General features: G+C 71.0%; 19 protein-coding genes. 11 read left to right on the forward strand and 8 right to left on the reverse strand.

What is annotated here, in order from left to right:
• Window positions 1-157 precede the first annotated feature (157 nt).
• The 5 genes from pdxH to HS041_RS07885 all read left to right on the forward strand — a co-directional run bounded on the left by pdxH (window position 158) and on the right by HS041_RS07885 (window position 6,250).
• Window positions 158-811 carry a pyridoxamine 5'-phosphate oxidase gene (pdxH, locus tag HS041_RS07865; protein WP_196439820.1) on the forward strand — a complete coding sequence of 218 codons (654 nt, stop codon included), beginning with the start codon at window positions 158-160 and terminating at the stop codon, window positions 809-811.
• A gap of 63 nt (window positions 812-874) precedes the next feature.
• A complete protein-coding gene (locus HS041_RS07870) occupies window positions 875-2,122 on the forward strand; it encodes an MFS transporter (protein WP_307845203.1) in 1,248 nt (415 codons plus the stop codon).
• 203 nt (window positions 2,123-2,325) lie between these two features.
• A complete protein-coding gene (locus tag HS041_RS07875; protein ID WP_196439821.1) occupies window positions 2,326-3,030 on the forward strand; it encodes an iron-dependent transcriptional repressor DtxR in 705 nt (234 codons plus the stop codon).
• Window positions 3,031-3,150: 120 nt separating this feature from the next.
• Window positions 3,151-5,382 carry an ATP-binding SpoIIE family protein phosphatase gene (locus HS041_RS07880; protein WP_196439822.1) on the forward strand — a complete coding sequence of 744 codons (2,232 nt, stop codon included), beginning with the start codon at window positions 3,151-3,153 and terminating at the stop codon, window positions 5,380-5,382.
• Between the two features lie 91 nt (window positions 5,383-5,473).
• The gene (locus HS041_RS07885) at window positions 5,474-6,250 is read left to right on the forward strand and encodes an alpha/beta fold hydrolase (RefSeq protein ID WP_196439823.1); all 777 of its coding nucleotides are present in this window, start codon (window positions 5,474-5,476) and stop codon (window positions 6,248-6,250) included.
• A gap of 75 nt (window positions 6,251-6,325) precedes the next feature.
• Here the strand turns inward: HS041_RS07885 and HS041_RS07890 are convergent, their stop codons facing one another.
• Window positions 6,326-6,565, reverse strand: a complete 240-nt coding sequence (locus HS041_RS07890; protein WP_196440911.1) for a hypothetical protein — start codon at window positions 6,563-6,565, stop codon at window positions 6,326-6,328.
• 36 nt (window positions 6,566-6,601) lie between these two features.
• Window positions 6,602-7,747 (reverse strand): acyl-CoA dehydrogenase family protein, encoded by a 1,146-nt coding sequence (locus HS041_RS07895; protein ID WP_196439824.1) that lies wholly within the window; start codon window positions 7,745-7,747, stop codon window positions 6,602-6,604.
• A gap of 294 nt (window positions 7,748-8,041) precedes the next feature.
• Between HS041_RS07895 and HS041_RS07900 the strand changes: the two genes are divergently transcribed.
• Window positions 8,042-9,370 (forward strand): hypothetical protein, encoded by a 1,329-nt coding sequence (locus HS041_RS07900; protein WP_196439825.1) that lies wholly within the window; start codon window positions 8,042-8,044, stop codon window positions 9,368-9,370.
• Window positions 9,371-9,385: 15 nt separating this feature from the next.
• Window positions 9,386-10,345, forward strand: coding sequence for a class F sortase (locus HS041_RS07905; protein ID WP_196439826.1), 960 nt, complete (start codon window positions 9,386-9,388; stop codon window positions 10,343-10,345).
• 36 nt (window positions 10,346-10,381) lie between these two features.
• Here HS041_RS07905 and HS041_RS07910 read toward each other — a convergent pair whose 3' ends face one another.
• A complete protein-coding gene (locus tag HS041_RS07910) occupies window positions 10,382-11,692 on the reverse strand; it encodes an EAL domain-containing protein (protein ID WP_196439827.1) in 1,311 nt (436 codons plus the stop codon).
• Window positions 11,693-11,836: 144 nt separating this feature from the next.
• Here HS041_RS07910 and HS041_RS07915 point away from each other — a divergent pair, with 144 nt between their 5' ends.
• The gene (locus HS041_RS07915; protein WP_196439828.1) at window positions 11,837-13,393 is read left to right on the forward strand and encodes a phospholipase D family protein; all 1,557 of its coding nucleotides are present in this window, start codon (window positions 11,837-11,839) and stop codon (window positions 13,391-13,393) included.
• Between the two features lie 46 nt (window positions 13,394-13,439).
• Here the strand turns inward: HS041_RS07915 and HS041_RS07920 are convergent, their stop codons facing one another.
• The 5 genes from HS041_RS07920 to HS041_RS07940 all read right to left on the reverse strand — a co-directional run bounded on the left by HS041_RS07920 (window position 13,440) and on the right by HS041_RS07940 (window position 19,371).
• Window positions 13,440-15,065 (reverse strand): MFS transporter, encoded by a 1,626-nt coding sequence (locus HS041_RS07920; protein ID WP_196439829.1) that lies wholly within the window; start codon window positions 15,063-15,065, stop codon window positions 13,440-13,442.
• A 158-nt stretch (window positions 15,066-15,223) separates the two neighbouring features.
• Entirely contained in the window at window positions 15,224-15,664 is a 441-nt protein-coding gene (locus HS041_RS07925; protein WP_196439830.1) for a hypothetical protein, read from the reverse strand.
• A 63-nt stretch (window positions 15,665-15,727) separates the two neighbouring features.
• Window positions 15,728-17,254 (reverse strand): hypothetical protein, encoded by a 1,527-nt coding sequence (locus tag HS041_RS07930; protein ID WP_196439831.1) that lies wholly within the window; start codon window positions 17,252-17,254, stop codon window positions 15,728-15,730.
• Window positions 17,255-17,374: 120 nt separating this feature from the next.
• The gene (locus tag HS041_RS07935) at window positions 17,375-17,794 is read right to left on the reverse strand and encodes a hypothetical protein (protein ID WP_196439832.1); all 420 of its coding nucleotides are present in this window, start codon (window positions 17,792-17,794) and stop codon (window positions 17,375-17,377) included.
• 119 nt (window positions 17,795-17,913) lie between these two features.
• Window positions 17,914-19,371, reverse strand: a complete 1,458-nt coding sequence (locus HS041_RS07940; protein WP_230878466.1) for an AAA family ATPase — start codon at window positions 19,369-19,371, stop codon at window positions 17,914-17,916.
• A 277-nt stretch (window positions 19,372-19,648) separates the two neighbouring features.
• Between HS041_RS07940 and HS041_RS07945 the strand changes: the two genes are divergently transcribed.
• From HS041_RS07945 to HS041_RS07955, 3 genes are all read left to right on the forward strand, one after another.
• Window positions 19,649-20,542 carry a hypothetical protein gene (locus HS041_RS07945; protein ID WP_196439833.1) on the forward strand — a complete coding sequence of 298 codons (894 nt, stop codon included), beginning with the start codon at window positions 19,649-19,651 and terminating at the stop codon, window positions 20,540-20,542.
• A gap of 86 nt (window positions 20,543-20,628) precedes the next feature.
• Complete coding sequence (locus HS041_RS07950) at window positions 20,629-21,564, forward strand: class F sortase (RefSeq protein ID WP_196439834.1); 936 nt, start codon at window positions 20,629-20,631, stop codon at window positions 21,562-21,564.
• Window positions 21,561-23,102, forward strand: a complete 1,542-nt coding sequence (locus HS041_RS07955) for a DUF2079 domain-containing protein (RefSeq protein ID WP_196439835.1) — start codon at window positions 21,561-21,563, stop codon at window positions 23,100-23,102. The genes HS041_RS07950 and HS041_RS07955 overlap by 4 nt, the downstream gene beginning before the upstream one ends.
• Window positions 23,103-23,474 lie beyond the last annotated feature (372 nt).

Raw genomic sequence — 23,474 nt, forward strand, 5'->3', positions numbered from 1 at the left:
CCCTTTCTTGAAGTCAAAGCCTTGATGTCGAGATACCGGCGAGTCATATTCAACCCGCTGGGTTACGGCGCTGTGTCACCGGACCCACCGGAAGGCGATCGCCCCTGGTGAGGGGCGGTGCGCAGGCTCCCCGCCGGACACGCGACAATACCGTTTCGTGGACTCCACCTCGCGCCCGCCGTCACTGGCGGGACTTCGCCGCACCTATGAGGGCCTACCCCTGCTGGAGGCCGACCTCGCATCCGACCCCGTCTCGCAGTTCGCCGCCTGGTTCGGCGAGGCCGTGGACGCCGGGCTCCCCGAACCGAACGCGATGGTCGTCGCGACCTGCTCGGCGGGCGGCCGGCCGACGGCCAGGACCGTGCTGCTCAAGGGCTACGACGAGAGCGGGTTCGTCTTCTACACCAACTACGAGTCGCGCAAGGGCCGCGACCTCGCCGAGAACCCCCGGGCGAGCCTGCTGTTCCCCTGGCACGAGATCCGCCGCCAGGTGCGGGTGGAGGGCAGGGCCGTACGGCTGTCGCGGGAGGAGTCGGCCGACTACTTCAGGTCCCGGCCGTACGGCTCGCAGATCGGCGCCTGGGCCTCGCGCCAGTCCGCGGTCGTGAGCTCACGGGAGGAGCTGGAGGAGCGGTACGCGAAGCTGGAGCAGCGCTGGCCGCAGGAACCGCCGGTGCCCGACTTCTGGGGCGGGTTCCGGGTCGTACCCGCGGAGGTGGAGTTCTGGCAGGGGCAGCTCGACCGCATGCACGACCGGCTCCGCTACCGCCGTTCGGGGGCCTCCTGGGTCATCGAGCGGCTGGCTCCCTGAGATCCTGGTCTTTCCGCCGGAACGCCCGGAGTTGTCCGGCCAGGGGGAATCCAGGGGGTCACTGTGGGTTTGTCGGAGTTCGTGCGCAGGCACATGGTGGACACCCGGCCGCTCGCCATCCCCGCCTACCGGCGGCTCTGGGCGGGCCAGGGCGTGTCGTTCGTCGGCTTCCAGATCACCTCGGTGGCGGTCAGCGCCCAGATCTACGCCATCACCGGCTCGTCCTTCTGGGTCGGCATGCTGGGCCCGGCGAACCTCGTCCCGCTGGTCGTCTTCGGGCTCTGGGGCGGTGCGGTCGCCGACGCGGTCGACCGGCGCAGGCTGCTGATCACCGGTGCGCTGATCGCCTGGGCCGCCACGCTCGCCCTGCTGCTCCAGGCCGTGCTGGGGATGGACGACGTCGGGCTGCTGCTGGCCACCGTGGCGGTGCACGCCACCGGGTTCGCCATCACCGGCCCGACCCGGGGCGCGATCATCCCCAGGCTGGTCCCGGTCGAGGAGGTACCGGCGGCCAACACCCTCAACTTCCTGGTCACCAGCGTCGGCATGGCGGTCGGCCCGCTGGTCGCGGGCTTCGTGCTCGCCCGGGGGACCTTCGCCACCGCCTACCTCATCGACGCGCTGCTGTTCGGCGCGGGCTTCTACGCGGCGGTACGGCTGCCGCGGCTCGCGCCCCTCGGCGAGGTGACCAGGCCCGGCCTGCGCTCGGTCGTCGACGGGCTGCGCTACATCTCCGGGCATCCGGTGGTGATGATGTCGTTCGTCGTGGACATCATCGCGATGGCGTTCGCGCTGCCGAGGGCGCTGTTCCCGGAGGTCGCGGCGGAGCGGTTCGGCGGCTCGATGGTCGCCTTCGGCTGGCTCTCGGCGAGCATCGCCATCGGCTCGGTCGTCGGCGGCCTGCTCTCGGGCTGGGTCGGCCGGGTGCGGCGCCAGGGACTGGCGCTCACGTTCACGATCGCCGTCTGGGGGGCCAGCGTGGCCGCGGCCGGGCTCGTCGGCGAGCTGTGGCTGATGGTGGCCCTGCTCGCGGTGGGCGGCGCCGCCGACCTGGTCTCGGCCGTGTGGCGGCAGACGATCCTGCAGACCTACGCGCCCGACGAGATGCGCGGCCGGATGCAGGGCGTGTTCACGGTCGTGGTCGCCGGCGGCCCTCGCCTGGGCGACCTGCGGGCCGGGGCCACGGCGACCTGGTTCGGCGCCACCGGCGCGTGGGTCGGCGGCGGGGTCGCGTGCGCGGTCGCGGTGCTCGCGGCCGGGCTCGCCGTACCGGCGTTCCGGAAATATCGCGCGGCATCACGCGGTGTTTGATGGGATGCGGCCTTTGATGGGATAGGGAAGGATTCAAGGCATCGTGGTGTTGCCGTCCTTTGCCGTCGAGGGCCCCCGGTGCCGGTTCTCCCAATAGGGTCGGTCCGCAGGACTTTTCCGTTCACGCGGTCTCGTGGAGGCGGCGCGCGGCGGATCCAGACGAACTGAGACGAACGCAACATCGAGACAGGACGGGAGGAGCCTTGACCGCACACGGCCTGATCGACACCACGGAGATGTACCTCCGTACGATCTTCGAATTGGAAGAGGAGGGGATCGTCCCTCTGCGTGCGCGAATCGCCGAGCGGCTTCAGCAGAGCGGCCCGACCGTCAGCCAGACGGTCGCGCGGATGGAACGCGACGGCCTGGTCCGGGTCGAGGGCGACCGGCACCTGACCATGACCGACCTGGGCCGCACGCTCGCCACCCGGGTCATGCGCAAGCACCGCCTCGCCGAGTGCCTGCTCACCCAGGTGATCGGCCTGCCCTGGGAGGAGGTGCACATCGAGGCGTGCCGCTGGGAGCACGTGATGTCGGAGTCCGTCGAGGCCCGGCTGGTCAGCCTGCTGAACAACCCGACCCGCGACCCGCACGGCAACCCCATCCCGGGTCTGGAGGAGCTCGGCGGCACCGCCGTCACCGCGGCGGTGGCGGAGCGGCTGCCGTCCATGGCCGAGTTGGCCGGACCGAGGGATATACCCGTTGTCGTCCGCCGAATTAGCGAACAAGTGCAAAGCGATCCCGCTGTGATGCTTAAACTCAAGCAAGTTGGGATACAACCCGGACGCGAGGTGACGCTCGCGGCGAGCGACGAAGGTGTGCGGGTGATCGGTGACGATGAGGCGGGCAACTCTCTTGCGGACCTTCCGCGAGACGTCGCTGCCCACGTTTTCGTCGCCACACGCTGACCGGCGCGCTTCTGCTTGGTTGAATCCCACCTGGGGGTCCCTCCACCCCCACGCCGAGACTGCAGCAGGAGCAACCGTGGTTCGCTTTGCGCACAGCCGTCCCCGAGGGGTGGTCACCGGATGAAGCGGTGGGGGGATCTATCAGAGGACGCCGCCGACCACCTTTCGGCCGGCTCCGTCCTGGACCAGGCCGAGATGGCGGTGGTGGTCACCGACCGGTTCAGCAACCTCCTTTACTGGAACCCGTTCGCCGAGAGGCTGTTCGGCCACTCCGGCCCGGCCGTCCCCGGCGGCCCGCCGGGGTTCACCCTCGGGATCCTGGAGAAGGACAACCCGCTCGCCGTCGAGCTCGCCAAGCACGTGCTCAAGGGCGGCGTGTGGGAGGGCACCTTCGACGTCAAGCGCCACGACGGGACGATGATCTACGTCCGCGCGCAGGCGGTGCCGCTGCGGCACCCCTCGGGATCGGTGACGGGCATCGTCGTCACCGCCCGCGAGGCCATGCGGAGCAACGAGCGGGAGAAGGACCGCTTCGGCCTGCTGGAGCGGATCGGCGAGCGCCTGGCCGGCTCGCTCTACGTCGAGGAGACGCTCAAGCGCGTCGCCGAGATGCTCGTCCCGCAGTTCGCCGACCACTGCTTCATCGAGCTGATGGAGGGCGACCGGCTCACCCGGAGGGTCTCCACCCACGTCCAGGGCTGGAGCCCGCCGCCGAACACCTGGGCCCCGCTCGGCGCCGAGATCCGCTACCCGGCGGGCCACTACGCCGACACCGCGCTCCGCCGCCAGGAGACGATCCTGGTCGAGGACTTCGCCCAGACCAACTACCCCAGCCCCGGTGAGGGCAGCACCCGGCTGGCCGCCGAGATCGGCATGACCTCCGCCATCGTCGCGCCGCTGTGCGTGCGCGGGGAGACCCTCGGGCTGATGTACCTCGGTCTGTCCAACCTGACCGACCGGCGCAGCCCGCACTACGACACCTTCGACCGCGACTTCGTCGGGGCCATCGCCACCCGGGTCGCGCTGGCCGTGGACAACGCGCTGCTGTTCGAGGAGGAGCGGCATACCGCCGAGTCCTTCCAGAAGCATCTGCTGCCCCGCGCCCTGCCCCAGCTCGACGGGCTGGAGATCGCGGTCCGCTACTACCCGGCCGCCCCGCTCGCCTCGCACGGCCAGGGGATCCAGACCCAGGTCGGCGGCGACTGGTACGACGTGATCCCGCTCTCGGCGGGCCGGGTCGGCATCGTCATCGGCGACGTGGAGGGCAGGGGGGCCAAGGCCGCCGCCGTCATGGGGCAGCTGAGGGCCGCGCTGCGCGCCTTCGCCCAGGACGACAAGCCCCCCGCGGAGATCCTCGCCCGGCTCGACGAGTGGACGCGGATCATCGCCACCCCGGAGCAGGACGACAGCGGCGCGGACATCAGCGTCCCTCCCATCGTCACCTGCCAGTACCTCGTCTACGACGCCTGGTCGCGCCAGCTCTCCTTCGCCAACGCCGGGCACGCCCCGCCGCTGCTGCTCGTCGACGGCACCTGTGTCGAGCTCGACATCAAGGAGGTCGGCCAGCCCCTCGGCGTCCGGGCCAAGGGGGTCCACGCCGACCTGGTCTACAAGGAGGAGACCCGGACGCTCCCGCCCGGCGCCTCCCTGCTCCTCTACACCGACGGCCTCGTGGACCGCCGTCCCGTGCGCGACTCCGGCGAACTGCCGCCCAGCGACGAGGAGATGCTCGCGGTCCTGTGCGACAAGCTCGTCGAGCTGTCCGGCGCCTCGGTGGAGCGCATCGCCGACGCCGCCACGGTCGCGGTGCCCGGCGAGATCGACGACGACATGGCCATCCTGGTGGTCAGGTCCTCCGCCGCCGACCTGGACGTCGAGGAGCGCACCTTCTCGGCTCAGCCGATCATGGTCAGCGAGGCCAGGCGGATGGCGGCCGAGGCGTTCGCCGGATGGAACGTCCCGGAGGAGCGCGCCGAGCTCGCCTGCCTGCTCGTCTCCGAGGTGGTGACGAACGTCGTGCTGCACGCGGCCAGCGCCAGCATCCCGCGCAGGGAACTGGTGATGGACGGCGGGATGCTGAGCAGCTTCGAGGACTCCTGGGACGTCCCCGGCTTCGACGACGACATCGTCGCCGAGAAGGAGTTCACGCTCCGGCTCCGCCGGGGCGGGGAGTCGGTCTGGGTGGAGGTCTTCGACCAGGACCTGCGCCTTCCCCGCATCCGCAGCGCGGGCGAGAACGACGAGGGCGGCCGCGGCCTGTACCTCGTCGACCAGCTCGCCAAGCGCTGGGGCTCGCGCCCCACCACGGAGGGCAAGGCCGTCTGGTTCGAGATCCCCACCAAGTCCCGCTAGAGGTCCCGCCAGGGGTCCCGTCAGGCCGTCCGGCGGCATTTCCGCGAAGTCCCGCTAGGCCGCGGCCCCGATCGGTGCTTGAGTGGTTCCCATGGAGCTGGCCTTCGAACGCCGCGGGGCCGGGGCGCCCCTGATCCTGGTGCACGGCATCGGGCACCACTGGCAGGCATGGCTGCCGGTGCTCGACCGGCTGGCCGCGGAGCGCGACGTGATCGCGGTGGACCTGCCGGGCTTCGGCGTCTCTCCGCCGCTGCCGCCCGGCACGCCGTACACGGCCGAGACGCTCGCCGACGCGGTCGAGTCCTTCTGCGCCGTGCTCGGGATCCGCGAGCCGCACGTGGCGGGCAACTCCCTCGGCGGGTACGTCGCGCTGGAGCTCGCCTCCCGCGGCGTCGTCCGTACGGCGTGCGCGCTCTCCCCGGCGGGGTTCTGGAGCCGGGGGGAGCTCGCCTACGCGCGGGCCGTGCTCCGGGCGACCCGGGGCGCCGCGCTCGCCGTCCCGCCGGAGCGGGCCGCGATGACGGCCGGCAACCCGGTCGCCAAGGCGATCTCGGTGGGGATGATGGTGGCCCACCCGGGCAGGCTCTCCGACGAGGCGGTCCTCGCCGCGGGCGAGGCGCTGCGGAACTCCCCGGGCTTCGACGAGACGCTCGACTCGTTCGCCTGGCTGATGCCCCCGGCCCCGCCGAAGGTGCCGATCACGGTCGCCTGGGGCGAGCGCGACCGCCTGCTGCTGCGGCGGCAGGCCGTACGGGCCGCCAAGTGGTCGGGGCAGCGGGTGAAGCTGCTGCGGGGCTGCGGGCACCTGCCGATGAGCGACGACCCCGAGATGGTCGCCCGGGTGCTGCTGGAGGCCTCGGCCCGGTGACCCGTCTCCCCGGACCGGATCGGCGGGGCCGCGTCCCGACGGCGGGGTCCCGGCTGTGGACCGGAGACCCGCGGGTCAGCGCATGGTCTGGCCCCAGACGGCGAGCATCGCGATGATGAACACGATCATCACGCCCGTGTAGGCGACCGGGCCGAACCGCAGCGCCCGGCGCATGCGGTTCAGGCCCCAGGCGAACAGGAACGCCAGGAAGACAAGCAGGATCAGTCCGCTGTCCATCGTCACCGCCTCGGGGGAGCCTTCGCTGACCAGTATGCGCCGCCGTGCGGCCCGATGCGGCGTGGTGACGAGGATCACCCCGCTCGGATCGGGCCGGCCGGGACGCGGCGGCGGTCAGAAGCCGAAGGAGCGGCCGATGATCTCCTTCATGATCTCGGTGGTGCCGCCGTAGATGGTCTGCACGCGGCTGTCGATCCAGGCCTTGGCGACGGGGTACTCCATCATGTAGCCGTAGCCGCCGTGGAGCTGGAGGCAGCGGTCGATGACCTTGGTCTGCAGCTCGGTGGTCCACCACTTGGCCTTGGCGGCGTCGACGACGCTGAGCTGCTTGGCGTTGAGGGCGCGGATGCACTTGTCCAGGTAGTGCCGGGCGATCTCGACCTCGGTGTCCAGCTCGGCCAGGACGAACCGGGTGTTCTGGAAGCTGCCGATGTTGCGCCCGAAGGCCTTGCGGCTCTTGCAGTACTCGACGGTCGTCGCCAGGACCGTCTCGGCGGCGGCCACGGCGGCCACGGCGATCGACAGGCGCTCCTGCGGCAGGTTGGCCATGAGCTGGAAGAAGCCCTGACCCTCCTGCTCGCCGAGCAGGTTGGCGGCGGGGACCCGCACGTCCTCGAAGAACAGCTCGGCGGTGTCCTGGGCGTGCATGCCGATCTTCTCGAGGTTGCGGCCCCGGGTGAAGCCCTCCATCCCGCGCTCCACGACCAGGAGCGAGGTCCCCCGGGCGCCCTCGTCGGGATCGGTCTTGGCCACGACCACGACCAGGTCGGCGTTGATGCCGTTGGTGATGAAGGTCTTCTGGCCGTTGACGACGTAGTGGTCGCCCTCGCGCCGGGCGGTGGTCCGCACGCCCTGCAGGTCGCTGCCCGCGCCCGGCTCGGTCATCGCGACCGCCGTGATCAGCTCCCCGCTCGCGAACCCGGGCAGCCAGCGGGCCTTCTGCTCGTCGTTGGTGATGTCGACGAAGTACGGCGCCATGACGTCGTTGTGCAGCGAGAAGCCGAGACCCGAGGCCCCGATCCGGATGATCTCCTCGACGATCACGGCGTTGTACCGGAAGTCGGTGATCCCCGCCCCGCCGAACTCCTCCGGCACCCCGAAGCCGAACATCCCGATCTCGCCGGCCTTCTTCCACAGCTCGCGGGGGACGATGCCGTCCTTCTCCCACTGGTCGTGGTGGGGCGCGACCTCCCGGGCCATGAACTCGCGCACGGTCTCGCGGAAGAGGTCGTGCTCCTCGTCGAAGAGGTCTCGCTGCATTGACTGCCTCCAGCAGGGGTGTCCGGTCTCGGCAGCGACCAGAATACGATTCTGTTACCTGGAGGTACAGGAGGTTGGGGACTTCGCTGCCGGAGCTTGGAACGTGCCGAGATCACAACTCTGTGACGGTCGCCTGTGGGTCTTGTCATCTCCCTGCTGGAGGAGGTCGCGGGGCAGTACGATCCGGGCCTAGTTGTGGTGAGATGACCAGATTTTGACCAGGTCCTGGCATACGGGAGTGTTGCGGTGTTTCGGTGGAGATCTGGACTCCGTGGGACGGTCGCGGCTTCCGTCATGGGTGTGACGGTCGGCTCCCTGGTCGTCCTGTCCAGCTCCCAGAGCCTGGCGGAGACCGACAACTACATCTCGGATTTCTTCTGCTCCGCAGAAGACCCTCCTGGCAATAATCCCACCAGTCAGATGGTTCCGGCGGGCGCCAAGGTCCCGGTCACGGTCTCGATTCCGAAGACGGTCCCGATCGGCCAGCCGCTTGAGCTCAAATGGACCTTGGGGGATTCCCCTTTCAAAGCCCCAGGTGATTTCGAGCCCAAGGCCAAGGTCATCGCCAGAGGCAGCGCCGGGATATCCGACTACTGGAGCGGCGTGGGGACACTTGACTCCATGGGCGAGCTCGTCGTGGACAAGGCGCTGCAGAACGGCAAAAGCCTGGCCCTTCCCGCTCTGACGCCGGGCTCGTACATCGTCGGCAAGGAAGGCGAGATCAAGGTAACACCCAGGAGTCTCACGGTTCAGTTCGTCCCGCCGGAGCTCGTTTCCGTGGTCAACGACAGCGTTGTGGGGACTGGGGATCAACAGATCGATTACCAGAATGACGGCTGGGGTCATAGCGTTGATCGTAAGGTCGACGATATCGAAAAAGATGTTCACCACAGCACTTCTGGCAATGCCGAGGTTAGCTTCCAGTTCACGGGAACGGGCGTCGAGTACATCACCGAGCGCGACGACGATATGGGGAAGGTGGAGGTGGCCATCTACCGGGGTGGCGAGACGACTCCCATCTCCGATCCGAACGTGGTGGACGCCTCCAAGGAGGCGGATGAAGTCACTCCGGTTCCCGCGGAAGTGAAGCGGACCAAGCAGACCCTCTGGTCGGTGAACGGGCTGAAGTACGGGACGTACAAAGTCGTCCTGAAGAACAAGTCGCCCGACAAGTACATGATCGTTGACGCTTTCCGCGTGCTGCGGGAGCCGAAGCCCGAGCTCTACACCCACGTGCGCGACTACAACGCGATCTGCAGGCCTTCCAAGACCACAACGGCCACCGTGAAGGTGGAGAAGGCGTCGGCCAGCCCTTCCCCGTCGCCGACCACCACGACCCCCACGCCCAAGCCCACCGTCACGGTGACCGCCACCCCCGGCGGGACCGCCACGGCCAAGCCGACCATGACGGTGACCGCGACCGTCACCCCCACGCGGGCGACGCCCACCACCCCCCAGGTCACCAGAGTCCCCCGGGGCGGCGCGGACACCGGTGTCGGACCTGAGGACGAGCGGTCGGGGATGGGCCTGGTCGGGCTCGGGTCGGTGATGGTGTTCGGCAGCGCGATGGGCGGTGTGATGCTCAGGCGGCGTCGCGCGGCGCACGCGCGCGGCCGGAGCTAGCGGGAGCGTCCGGGGATGTATCCAGGGACTCCGCACGGCGGTGCGCCGGACCCCTACCGGGGGCATCCGGCGTACCAGGGCCGCCCGGGTCCGTACGGACAGCCGGGCCACCCGGGCCATCCCGGTCAGCCGGGCCACCCGGGTCAGGCCCCTCCGCCCAAGACGAAGCGGGGCGCGCTGCTCCCGGCCCTGCTGGTCGCCGGATCGCTCGGCGGGGTCGGCGCGATCATGGCCGGGCTGCTCACCTACTTCGCACCGCCCTCCGAGGAGGAGATGTACGGCCCGCCGGTCCCGCAGGCGAACGCCACCGCACAGGCGGCCAGTCCGCCGCCGGGCCAGCCCCAGGCCGTGGCCCCGGAGCAGCAGCCCCCGGTCCAGGATCCGGCCCAGAACCCGGTCGCGCAGCCCGACCAGGTCGGTCCGGGCGGGCTGGACACGCCGCTGACCGCCGCCGCGCCCACCGCGCCGCCCCCGCTGCCCGTCGTGATGCCGCCCGAGCCGCTCAAGAGCACCGGGGTCGTCCCCCGGAAGCTGGCCATCTCGAAGATCGGCGTGATGACCACGCTGACGCCCCTCGGGGTGGACGCCAGGCAGCGGGTCCAGACGCCCCCGCTGAGCAAGCCGGGCCTGGCGGGCTGGTACCGGTACGGCCCCATCCCCGGACAGCAGGGCCCCTCGGTCGTGCTCGGCCATGTCAACGCCAACGGCAGGGCGGCCGTCTTCAGCCGCCTGCGGGAGCTGAGGCGCGGCGACAAGATCAAGGTGTCGCGCTCGGACGGGGCCGTCGTGGAGTTCACCGTCGACGGCGTCGAGCAGGTCAGCAAGAGCGCCTTCCCGTCCCGGCGGGTCTACGGCAACACCGGCGAGGCCACGCTCCGCCTGATCACCTGCGGTGGCGTCTACAACTCCAAGACCCGCCACTACACCGACAACATCATCGTCTACGCCACCCTGTCGGCCACCCGCCGCACCTGACCCCCGCACCCTCAGGTGTAACCGCCGGGGAGCGCGTCAACGGACCGCTGCGACGGTGCTGCCCCATCGGTGGTCGGCCGGTGAACCGGTCCGCCCGGCCGCGGAACCCATCCGCCACAGCAACATCCGGGCCACCGCATGGACCAGGTCCGGGTCGTGGGTCAGCACGAAGTCCACGCTGTCTCCCGGGCCGGGCCGTACGCAGAGCGCGGCCGTGCCCTGCGGGCCCACCACGGCCAGTGCCGTCTCGGCATCGGCCGGCCCGGTCACCGGCACCGCCCGTACCGGATGCGGATCCGCACCGGCCAGAGCGGGGCCGGAGATACCGACGAAGGCGGCCGTGCCGGCCAGCGACGCGAGGCGGGGCAGCCAGGAGCGGCCGACCACCGGATCCGGGTACGCGCCCAGCACCAGGGAGTACGGGCCGGCGTTCGATGCCAGAGACAGCAGGTACTCGATCAGCCCGTCGATCGTCCGCTGGTCGCCGGCGCGGCTGCGGTGCCGTGCCGAGGCCACGTTGAACGGGGTGCCGGACGGCAGGTGCAGCTCCGGACGGGGTGAGCGCAGCCGGGTGGAGTGGTGCACCGGCAGGCCGGAGATCGCGCTGAGCGGAGCGGGCCGCCCGAACAGCCAGCCCTGACCCCAGCGGGCACCCAGCGCCTGCGCGGTGAGCAGGTCCTCCTCGGTCTCGATGCCCTCGGCCAGGACCACCGCCCCGCACCGTTCGGCGTGCGCGCTGACCATCGCGGCGGTCTCGACGGTGTGCCGCGCGTGCGGGTTGCGCAGCAGGTGCATGTCGAGCTTGACCACCTCCGGCTCGACCAGGGGGAGGAAGGCCAGTGAGAGAGGGTCGGCCCCGACGTCGTCCAGGGCGAGCGCGCCGCCGGTCTGGTGCACCTGGCTGGCGATGGCCAGCAACGCCGCCGGATGCGACGCCAGCGCCCGCTCGGTGAACTCCAGCACGGTCCGGTACGGCCGCTCCGAATTGATCACATCCACCAGTTCGGGGGTGAACGGATGGCTCAGCGCGGCCGGTTCGGCGTTGATGAAGAGCAGCGGTGGCGCCCCGTCCGGCGCGTCACGGGCGATCTCCATCGCCCGTGTGGCGCAGAGCTGGTCGAGCAGCGGCAGCAGCCCGGCCCGGGTGGCCGCCGTGAACAGGGCGTCCGGGAACTCGACCGGCGAGCCGGCCGGGCCGCGCGCCAGCGCCTCGGCGCCCACCACGGTTCTCGTGGCAAGGTCGATGATCGGCTGGTACAGCGGGAAAACGGCGTGCTCGGCGAGCACACGCGGGATGAGCGCGTCCGGCTCGTCGTACGGGTTCCAACCGCTCCGTGTCGGTTCCATGCCGCTCCAATCCAGCGAATGACGTCTGCCCATCGGCGCTACGTCCATCGGCGCCGTGCGGCCGGAGGTGAGGGTTCCTCTCCGACGCCTGTGCCGGGCGGTCCTTGCCGGCATGACCGTACGGCGGGCGGGTAGCCGGAACGGGTGAGATTCGACGACTGGTTCCTCACCGCCGAGGAGCGGGACAATCCGGCTACCAAGCTCCACGCCTGGACGACCGGGAACCTCGTGCGCCCGCTCATCCACGGCGCCGCCTACTACGCCGAGCTGAAGGCCCGCGTGGACCGCCTCGGCAAGAACGACCTGCTGCTGTTCGCCGACTGGCGCGGAGACCCCGACGAGCTGCTCACCGAGGACGGTCCGGGGGTCGCGCAGGTGATGGCGCAGGCGGCGGCCAGAGGGGCCCTGGTCAGGGGGCTGATCTGGCGCTCGCACCTCGACTGGCTGCGGTTCTCCTCCGAGGAGAACCGGCACCTCGGCGAGGACGTCGAGGCCGCCGGCGGCCAGTGCCTGCTCGACACCCGGGTACGGCCGGGCGGGTCGCACCACCAGAAGTTCGTCATCCTGCGCCACGACGAGGACTCCGCCGAGGACGTGGCCTTCGTCGGGGGCATCGACCTGTGCCACAGCCGCCGCGACGACGCCGAGCACCGGGGGGATGGGCAGACCGTGGCCATGCCGCGGGCGTACGGCGACCGGCCGCCCTGGCACGACGTCCAGGTGATGATCCAGGGCCCGGCCGTGGGCGAGGTGGAGAAGGTCTTCTGCGAGCGCTGGCAGGACCCCGCCCCCGAGACCCGCCATCCGATCAAACGGCTCCGCGACCACTTCGCGCGGATGGACGACGAGCCGCCGCTGCCCGACCCGGGGCCGCCTCCCGAGCCCGTGGGGACGCACGCCGTACAGCTCCTGCGGACCTACCCGCACCGGCGCAGCGCCTACCCGTTCGCGCCGCAGGGGGAGCGGAGCGTGGCCAGGGCCTACCACAAGGTGCTGCGGGCGGCGCGCTCGCTGGTCTACCTGGAGGACCAGTACCTGTGGTCCACCGAGGTGATCGAGCCCTTCGCCGGGGCGCTGGAGCGGGAGCCGGAGCTCCGCATGATCATCGTTGTCCCGCGCCACCCCGACCAGGACGGCTGGCTCGCCGGGCCCGCCAGCCTGATCGGCAGGGCCGACGCGCTGGCCAGGCTGCAGGAGGCGGGCGGGGACCGGATCGCGGTCTACGACCTGGAGAACCACGCGGGCACGCCGGTGTACGTGCACGCCAAGGTGTGCGTGGTCGACGACGTGTGGGCGTCGGTCGGCTCGGACAACGTCAACCTGCGGTCGTGGACCTACGACTCGGAGCTGAGCTGCGCGGTGATCGACGAGGAGCCCGACCCGCGCCCGCCGGCCGGAGCCCGCAGGTTCGCCCGGGAACTGCGCCTCGACCTGGCCGCCGAGCACCTGGACCGAGACCCCGGCGACGTGGACGACCTGTGCGACCCCGTGGTCACCTTCGACGCGTTCGCCGAGTCGGCGGAGCGCCTGGAGAGGTGGCACCGCGACGGCTGCCGGGGGCCGCGGCCGCCGGGACGGCTGCGCCCGCACGCGCCGCCGAGGCTGGGCCGCCTGCGCAGGGTGCTGGCCGCGCCGCTGTACCGGATCGCGGTGGATCCCGACGGCCGCCCGCCCGCCCTGCGCCGCTCGAAGAACTTCTGACACCGGCGCCCGTTCCCGCCGGCCGGCGGTCTCCGGGGCCAGGCGGTCACGCCTGTACGGGCTCCGGGAGCTTCGCCGAGGCGCCGGTGCGGGTCTCGACGCCGAAGAAGACGACCGCGACGACGGCCAGGACCAGCGGGACCGCGCCGAGGAGCGCGGTGGCGCCGATCGAGGGGACGGTGAGCCCGGCGACCAGGACCGCGGTGACCGCGACGCCGCCGAACTTGCCGACGCCCGCCGACAGGCCCGAGCCCCGGGAGCGGATCCGCGTCGGGTAGACCTCCGAGCTGTAGGCCGCCAGCACCGCGGCGATCGTGGCGGTGCCGACGATCGGCCCGGCGAGCAGCACGTACAGCCAGGTGCCGTCCTGCGCCAGCGTCTCACCGGCCACGGAGAAGGCGAGCAGAGCCGCTCCCACCAGGGCGGTCAGCACGATGATGGTCTTCTTCGCGCTCCACAGCCCGTACATCGCGGCGGCGACGAAGACCAGCGGCAGGCCCAGCAGGGCCGAGTCCCGCAGGGCCCGGTCGGCCGCTTGCTGGGCGAGGCCCAGCTTCTGCAGGTTGGACGGGATCCAGAGCTGGAAGCCGTAGGTGACCAGGCCGATGCTCAGGCCCAGGATCACCACCGCGAGGCTGAGGCCGGCGAACGGCCTGCGGAACAGCGGGCCGTAACCGCCGCTGTCGCCGGCGCCGGCGTGGGCGTCCTCCTCGGCGGGCACCTGCTCGATCTCGGCGTCGGCCGCCTCGGCGGAGCCGTACCGGACCATGATGGCCCGCGCCTCGGCCTCGCGGCCGTGGGCCAGCAGGAAGCGGGGCGACTCGGGGATCCAGCGGTTCAGCAGGATGAGGAGCACGCCGGTGGGCATGCCCAGCAGCCACAGCGCCCGCCACGAGTAGAGCGGGATGAGCTCCGACGACAGCCAGCTCGTCAGGACGTACGCCAGGGCCAGGTTGCCGCCGATGAGGACCATGACCCAGCCCCGGTGGCGGCCGGGGATCGTCTCGGCCAGCAGCGAGAAGGTGATGGGCAGCATGCCGCCGGCGGCGAGCCCCATCATCATGCACATCGCCAGGTTCCAGCCGAAGGACGGCATCGCGCCGCAGACCGCGGTGGTCACGAACATCACTCCGGCCAGGAGGATGGCCGACCGGCGGCCGATGCGGTCGCCCAGCCACCCCCACAGGAACGATCCAAGAACCGTGCCGGTGAGCCCGAACAGCGGCAGGAGGGCGACGGGCAGGTCGCCGTCCGGGTTGAGGACCGACTTGAGGCCGTACTCCTTGCCCATGCCGGGGGCGACGAACGCCAGCGTGATCGGCTTCATCGCGTCGATGGTGACGGCGGCCGTCATCACGAGGATCAGCCCCAGGTGCGCGGGGCGCAGCCTGGCGTCGTCCTTGACGCGGATGCGCCGCTCACCCGCCTGCCTGGCGGCCTTCAGGTCACGCGGGACCAGCCCGTACGCGGTCACCGCCAGCCCGACGACGATCAGGCCCATGCCGACCATCATCGGCATGTCCATCGGCATGCCCGCCATGTGGTATCCCATGTCCGCGGCGTGCAGGTACATCGGCAGGTGCAGGGCCACTCCCGCCACACAGGCGAGGAATCCGGTCCAGAAAGCGAGCGGATGGGCGAAGTCGATGCCGCCCACGGGCCGTGTGCTCATGAGTTCCCTCGGGATCGCGGTCGTCAGGGGGTTGCGGACATCCGCAGATGAGGACTCAGTATGACCCTTACTGCGGGATGCCTGTGGATTTGATGCGTGTTGCACCGTTTTGGTTCGTCACACAGCTCACCATCCGCCACTTGCGACTCGCTTGAGCCTCAGACGACCCGCCCGCCGCGCAGCCGCCACTGCACGAAGAACACCCGTATCGGGCCGTTGACGAACAGCCACTGGCCGATCCAGACGAACCCGAACATGACCGCGAACGTGGAGAAGGCGACCGGACCGGGGACGCCGGGGATCATGCCGAGGTCCAGCAGGACCCAGACGAGCAGGCCCTCGGGGACGATCGTGAGCAGCCCGAAGATCGTCGGCCAGTCCTTGTCCCAGCGGAACTGCATGAGCAGGTGGTAGACGAGCTCCCAGCCCAGGCCCAGTACGGCGACCGCGAGGAGGATGAGGTACGCGGTGGCGTACGTCCGGGCCGGGGAGCCGGTGGTGCCCGGCAGCACCGGGACGACCAGCGCCGTCAGGACCACGCCGACGGTGGCGAGCAGGAAGATCCGGGTCTGGAGACGGCCGGCGAGGGTGGGAATCACGGCTGACGCTCCTCGGAGCAGGCGGGTCGGATCGGGAGGGCAGGACGGACCGGGCGAGAGGGGTCAGACGGGGCGGCCGGTGACCCACTTGAGCCACTGGCCGAACGACCGCGCCGGACCGAGGTCGGCGCAGAACCCGCGCCGGGCGAGGTCGGCGGCGATGTCCAGCGCGGCGGTCTGCATGCCCAGGAAGCTGTCCACGGCCGGGAAGTGGTTGCCGGCCACGGCCGCGCCGGAGGCGTACAGCGCGCCGCCCCCGCTCGCCGTACCGGTCACCTCGAAGTTCTCCCCGACCGCCAGACGGCCCGCGCCGTTGCGCCGCGCGCCGCCGTGCTCCAGCAGGTCGGCCAGGACCCGGTGCTCGGGCATGTCGGCCTCCAGCCCGGTGCAGTCGATGATGAAGTCCGAGACGTAACGGCCGTACCCGCCGTCGTTGCTGCTGGTGTGGCTGACCAGCCGGCCGTCCGGGGCCGGCTCCACCTTGTCGACCACGGCCTGGATCGGGTGGTACCAGTTGCCCTGGCGGCCCTGGCGCATCTGCTCCTGCCAGCGGCGCAGCTTCGGCGTGGTGGTGCCGCCGACGGCCTTGGCCAGCGCCGCCCGCTTCTCCCCCTCCAGCCGGCGGAACTGCGCCTTCAGCTGGCCGCCGAAGGCGGACTTGGGGAAGGTGAACGCCTGGTAGGCCCAGCCGTCGCCGCCGGGGCGGCGCATCCACGGACCCGAGCCGTGCGGCCCGGTCACGAACGTGCGGAACATGTGCACGATCTGGGTGTGCAGGCCGTACCGCTCCCGGTCGTCCATCAGGCGCTGGAGCACGCGCGAGGCGACGATCCCGGCGCCCCGCACCACCACCGTGCCCGGCCGCTTCTTGAGGGACTCGTAGACGTGCTCGTGCGGCTCGTAGGCGTTGACGACGCGGTGGTAGTCGTCGTAGGTCTCCCGGAAGCGCTGCAGGTCCTCCAGGAACTTCAGGCCCGGGTAGCCGACCGCCAGGTGCACGTACTGCGAGCGGATCGCCACCCGCTTGGTGGGCGCCGTCCCGGCGGGCGGGGTGAGGAGCGTGAAGTAGCCGCCCCCGGCCCGGCGGCGGACCATCCTCACCTGGCCCTTGGCGAGCATGTCCCAGTAGGAGATCCGGTCGGCCTCACGCTTGACCGTGGCGAAGACCGTCGCGGCCCTGGGGCTGAAGAAGTCGGTGAGGATCGGTTCCACCAGGACCTGCCAGAGCAGCTTCGGCGACCTGTCCTGCCACGCCTCGTGGACGGCGTACGACGGGAAGCCCCAGATGTTGTCCGGCCGGGCCCCGGCGTCGGAGCGGATGCGCTCCCCGGGAGGGAGCTGGGAGGCGCGGGTGAGGTACTCCCACGTCTGCCATGGAGTGTCGCTGTTCGACAGCACCTTGATCGACGACGTCGGGACCCCGCAGATCCGCAGCACGTCGGTCATGATGAAGGAGCCGAGCCCGCCGCCCACCGAGACGAACGGGACGTCGTGGACCGGGATGCCCGCCTCGTGGAGCATCCCGTCCTGCCAGAGCGACGTGCCGAGAAGCCGAGGGGTGAGATCGTTGGGTTGCTGGGCCACTGACACGCGACGTCCCCCATGGCGCGACTCCGGGCAGATTGCGCAGCACCTTATCCCAGAAAAGGGCGACTTGCGCATATTCGTCGCATACCTGCGGGAACGGTCCAAACGGCGGCGCGGGCTGGGTCAGTCGCGGCAGAGCTCCTCGGCGACCAGCCCGGCGCCGATCCCGAGCAGCCAGATGTCCTTGGCCAGGGCCATGCCCTGGTGGGTGGGGCGCAGGCCGCCCTCCTGGCGCATGCCCGGTGTCTTGAGGTAGAGCCCGAGCAGCCCGCCGGCGAAGGCGGTGAGCGCGGCGCCCGCCAGCATCGACGGCACGACCGGGATGATCAGCGCCGCGCCGATGGCGATCTCCGCCCTGGAGAGCAGCCTGGCGAAGTCCTCCGGGTCCATGTCCTTCAGGAACGGGTAGGCGCCCGCCGCCATCCCGTGGAGCTGGGCCGCGGTCTCCTTGTCGGCGGAGGCCTTGGTCAGGCCCGAGTTCAGGATGAGCGCGCCGGCGGCGAGCCGGGCCGGAAGCTGGTGCGGGCGGGCCGGGAGCCTCATGGTTCCTCCAGGGTCGACGGGACCGGGACCAGGCTCTTTCCCCGTTCTCCGCCGGGCCACCCAGGGTTGATCATCCGTTGGAGATGATCAGGCCCACTGTTGGAGGACCGGATACGGCCTCAGCCGTACAGCGTGGCCAGGTCCACCAGGAGAACCCGGGGGTCCGCCGCGGCCACGGCCCTCAGCTCGGCGTCGAACTCGGCACCGCCGTAGCAGGTCAGGACGGTGCCGGAGGTGTCGTATCCCTTGACGCTCAGGAGGTCACGAGCCCGCCGCAGCCGCTCCAGGTGGCGCAGCCCCATCGGCCTGTCCCACTTGCACTCGCCGAGGGAGAGCACTCTGCGTTTCTCTCCGGGGAGGGCGGCCGACAGCACCGCGACGTCGATCTGGATCTGCGTCCGGTTGACCGGGTCGGGCACCACCCCCTCGGCGACCTCTCCCGGCAGCTCGCCGAACACCTCCGGTCCCGCGTCCAGCGCCCACTCGCGGCACAGCCACTCGAAATGAGGGCCCACCACCTGGGAGAGGAAGGTGGCCTGGGAGTTGTTCCACGCGGCGACGTGGTTCCCGCGCTCCAGCCGGGTCCACTCCCTGCGCATGACGGCCTCGTAGAAGGTGATCAGCGGTTCGGAGATGCGGAAACTGGAGCGCCTGCCGTGGAACGGGTCGATCTGACGCGTGATCAGCCCGGCGTCCTCCAGCACGGTGAGCGGGTGCGCGATCTCGGTGGCCTTCCGGCCGATGTGACCGGCGATACCGCCTCTGGTGGTGTTTCCCGAGGCGATGGAGCCCAGCACGGAGTTGTAGAGCGCCGGTTCCCTGATGTCGGCCTCCTCCGCCAGCAGGTACCGGGCCTCTCGGAACAGGGGCACGCTCGGGTTGAGCACGGTCCGCGTGACCCAGTCGTCGAAGTCGCCCACGGAGGCCGGAACGTCCTCCCGCACGAACGCGTGCCGGTAGGCGGGTGTGCCGCCGACCACGGAATGCACGAGGACGGCGAGCCGGGGATCGTCGATGCCCCAGAACCGCGCGGCCGTACGGTAGTCGAAGGGCCTGATCACCAGTTCCAGGGCCGCTCTTCCCCGGAGGGGGGCGTTTCCCGAGAGCAGCCGTCCCATCACCGACATGGCGGAGCCGCACAGGAGCAACCGGGCCTCGCTGCCCCGGTGCGCCCAGCCCCGCGGGTCCAGGGCTCGCTGAACCAGCGAGGGGATGGACCCGTGGGCCTTGATCAGGTAGGGGAACTCGTCGATGACGACGACGCCTCGGGGCACGGTCTCGAAGAGAACGCGCAGGGCGTCGTCCCAGTTCTCCAGCGCGTACGGTGCCCGGCCACCGGTGTGGTCGGCCAGCGCGGCTCCGAACTCGCGCAGCGAGTCGGCCGAGGTGGCCTCCTGGGCGGTGAAGTGGAAACCGCCGGTCGCCTCGGCGAGGGCTTCGAGAAGGTAGGTTTTTCCCTGCCGCCGTCTGCCGCTCACAACGCCCAGGCGGACGTGGGGGCTGGCCGACCCGGCGAAGGCGACCAGTTCGGACCATTCGGCGGCCCGGTTGAAGACCCGCTCCGGCTTCTCGATCATTGGCGACCTCGGATGTAATCGTAGTAGTTATAAGTGTACTAGTTACTAGTACACTTATAACTGATGAGAGGTGAGTCGGCCGGTGTGCCGAGGCTTTTTCGGACGCTCGGCTTCCTTGGGGTTGAACACCCTGGGGCGGGAGGGAATTTATGCCCGTTTTGCCGACGGGCTCCCGCTTCTTGGCGGGGCTTCATAAGATCTAGGGCGGACCGTGACCATCGGCTGGAATCGTGGGTAGTGCCCAGGCCGGTCAACCGCACCGAAACGGAGAGAGACCGTGCTGAAGTCCAAGACGCGACGGCGCGTCATGGCCAAGACGGCGACCATCGCGGCAGTGGGCATGGGTGTCCTCTTCGGTGCCGTCCCGGCGCTCGCCTCCATGGTGACGGCGCCCAAGCCCGTGACCTACACCTGCACGGGGGCCGGCAGCGCACCGGCCACCTACAAGTTCCAGATGGACCTGACCGGCCCGGCCGCGCCGACGCCGAGCTCCACGGTCGTCGCGACCTGGAGGATCGGCACCGCTGCGCCGATCGTTACCGCGCCCTCGGCGATCCCCAACACCGAGAGGCTCGTCGTCAGCGGCGACGTGGTGATCAGCGCCAGCCCCACGATCGTCCCCTCGGAGCTCCGCTCCGTCGCGGCCACGGCCCCCGCCGCCGCGATCACGCAGGGCGCCGCGCTCCAGCCGCCCAACCTGCTGATCACGATGACCCCGACGGCGACCGGCGTCATCGCCGTCCAGCCGGACGCCTTCGACCTCTACCTGGTCCCGGCGACCGGGACCGAGAACGGCGCCGGGGGCGAGCTGCTCACCTGCACGGTGTCCGCCACGGCGGAGGCAGCGGCGGCCGCGCTGCTGATCACGGTGAAGCCGACGACCGCCTCGACGGGGACCCCGACGAACACGAGCACCGGGACGGCGACGCCGGCGCCGACGAACACCGCCACCGCGTCGGTGAAGCCGACGATCACCGTGTTCGAGACCGTCACGGCGAAGCCCTCCAGGACGCGCCAGATCGACAGAACCCCCGACGGCGGGGCGTCCACCGGCGGGGGAGGCGACGCCGGGCCGGACGCCCGGGTGATCATGCTGAGCGGAGCGCTCATGGTCGCGGGAGCGGCGGTCGGCGGCCTGGTGCTGCGACGCCGTACGGCCTCCAGGGGCTGACCGGGGAAGGCGACCGGGACGGCCGGCGGACAAGACGATCGGGGGAGAGAAGATGACCGGGGCAAGGGGATGACCGAGGCAGGGCAATGACCACGCCCACACCGGACGGCCGGCGGCCGGGCCCTCCCGCGCCGGGCGGGGCCCCCGCCGGGCCCGCGCAGCCGTACCGGCAGCCGCCCGTCCGCCCGCGGCAGGGGCGCCCGCAGGCGGTCCCCGGGCTGCCCGGATATCCGGGCCCGGCCTACCTGCCCGCGCACCCGCAGCCCGGCTATCCGCTCCCCGGCCACCCGGGCCCGCCGGATCCCGGCTACGACGACCCGGCCGGCGGCGGGCGGGTGCTGCGGTCGGTGCTGATCCTCGCGGCGATCGCCGGGGTGGTGACGGTGCTGGTCGGGGTGTTCTACCTGCTGGCCTCGCCCGAGCAGTACGGCCTGGCCGACGATCGGGTCGCGCTGCCGCCGCGCGCGCAGAACCCGGCGGGAGCCGGGGAGCCGTACTTCTCGGCCCCTCCGACCGTGCCGCCGCCGCAGCCGACCGTCCCGGCGGCCCCCGCGATGCTGCCCTCGACGCCGAAGCGCCTGGTCATCCCGAGGCTCGGCGTCAGCGCGCCGATCAGGTCCGTCGGGCTGGACGCGAAGGGGGCGATCCAGGTGCCCCCGGTGAACAACGCCAACCTCGTCGGCTGGTTCCGGGAAGGACCCACGGCGGGGGAGGCGGGACCGGCGATCATGCTGGGGCACAAGGACACCCGGTCGGGAGGCGCGGTGTTCAGCCGCCTCGGCGAGATCCGCAACGGCGACGTCATCGAGGTGCACCGGCAGGACGGCGTGATCGCGGTGTTCACCGTGGGCGGGCTCGAACAGGCGGAGAAATCGGTGTTCCCGACGCAGCGGGTGTACGGCGAGTCGCCCGACCCCCAGCTTCACCTGATCACGTGCGGCGGGGTCTACGACCGGCTGACCGGCCACTACACCGACAACGTCATCGTCTACGCGACGATGACGGGCACGCGGCGGGCATGAGCGCGGACACGCTCCCCGGCGCGGAGGAGACGGGGAAGGCAGGACGCCCGGCGCAGACCGGGGCGGGAGGGGCCGGCGAGGCGCTCCCGGCAGCCGCGGGGCTGCCGTGGCGGCGGCTGCACGCGCTGGTGCTGGGCGCGGTCGTCACGGTGGCCGCGACCGCCTACGCCGTCCTCGGCCTGGTCAAGCTGAACACCTTCCGGGCGAGCACCTTCGACCTGGTCATCTTCGACCAGGCCGTGCGCGGTTACGCGGGCTTCGGGCCGCCGCTGGAGCCCTCGGTCGGCATGTACTACGGCCGGGGTATGGATTTCGTCCAGCTCGCCGACCACTTCTCGCCGATCGTCGCCGTCCTGGCGCCGCTGTACTGGATCCACGACGGGCCCCAGACGCTGATCGTCGCCCAGGCGGTGCTGCTGGCGCTGGCCGCGATCCCGATCTGGCGCTACGCGGAGCGGCGCCTCGGCGCGTCCTGCGCGCACCTGGTCGCGGTGGCCTACGTGGTGTCGTGGCCGGTCGCGCAGGCCGCGGGGTTCGACGTCCACGAGGCGGCCTTCGTCCCGCTGCTGAGCGCGATCATGATCGAGCGGTTCGACGCCGGCCGGATGGCGCCCGGCGCCCTGGCCGCGTTCGGCCTGCTGCTGGTCAAGGAGGACATGGGCCTGCTCGTCGCGGGCTTCGGGGTCTACCTGTTCGTCACCCGGCGGCGCTGGGAGGGCACGGCGTTCGTGCTGTTCTCCCTCGGCGCGCTGATGATGGTCCGCAACGTCCTCATGCCGCTGGCGGGTTCGGGCGAGGCGGGCTTCCACTGGGCCTACGGCAGGTGGGGGGCGACCCTGGGCGAGGTGTTCCTGGGCCTCGCGCGCGACCCCCTCGGCGCGCTCTGGCAGGTGGTCAGCCCGGAGATCAAGGTCGACACCCTCGCCCTCCTGCTCTGGCCGGTCCTGCTGACCGCGCTGCTCTCGCCGCTCACCCTGGCCGCGGTCCCGCTGGTCGCCGAGCGGTTCCTGGGCGACAGGGCGCAGTGGTGGGGGCCCGACCACCACTACAACGCGTTCGTCGTGGCCATCCTCTTCTGCGCCGCGGTCGACGGGACGGACCGGTTGGGGAAGCTGCTGGGCAGGCGGTACGGCGGGCGGTTCGGCGGCCGGAGGCTCGGCCGCCACTGGGCGGTCGCGATCTGTGCGATAGGCATCACGCTGATCCCCAGGTTCGCGCTCGGCAACCTCGCCGAGTGGTCCTTCTACGAGGGCGAGCCGCACGTCGCGGCGGCCCGGCAGGCGGCGGCCGCGGTCCCGGACGGGGTGGTCGTCGAGGCGGTCAACCACGTCGGGCCCGCGCTCACCTCGCGGACGACGGTGCTGCTCTGGGGTGCGACGCCGTACGGCTCGCCGTGGATCGTGGCGGACGTGGGCCGGTGGAGCTATCCCTTCCCGTCCCACGACGTCCAGCGCCAGCGGGTCGACCAGGCGCTGAGCGAGGGTTATCGCAAGGTCTTCGAGCGCGACGGCTACGTCGTGCTGCACCGTGCGTCCTGAACCGCACGCGCCGCCGTCCCGAACAGCCCACTGGATCGCCATGACCCCTTCATGACCGAAAATCTGTAGTGGTCGATGTAGACATTCGGATTGCCTACGGGTAGTCTTACTGCTGTCGCAAGGGATGTTCCACGAGGGCAGAGCAGTAGGCAACACGACGGACTGCCCGGACGAACGTGGATGGCACAGATAGACGGCAGAAGGTCGGACGTGCCGGGGCCGGTGCAGTCGAAGGGCTCGGGCCGTGGACGCGCTGCCGCAGTGTTGTGAGTTCAAACAAGCAGGATGAGTGAAAGGAGTGTTGAACGCCATCGGGATCGCCCGTCGCCGACTGGGTTTCGTCGCACGGGTACCGCAGTTCCACGGATAGGA

Origin of the sequence: Planomonospora sp. ID67723 (assembly GCF_015711605.1) — a bacterium.
In the GTDB taxonomy this organism is placed as follows: domain Bacteria; phylum Actinomycetota; class Actinomycetes; order Streptosporangiales; family Streptosporangiaceae; genus Planomonospora_A.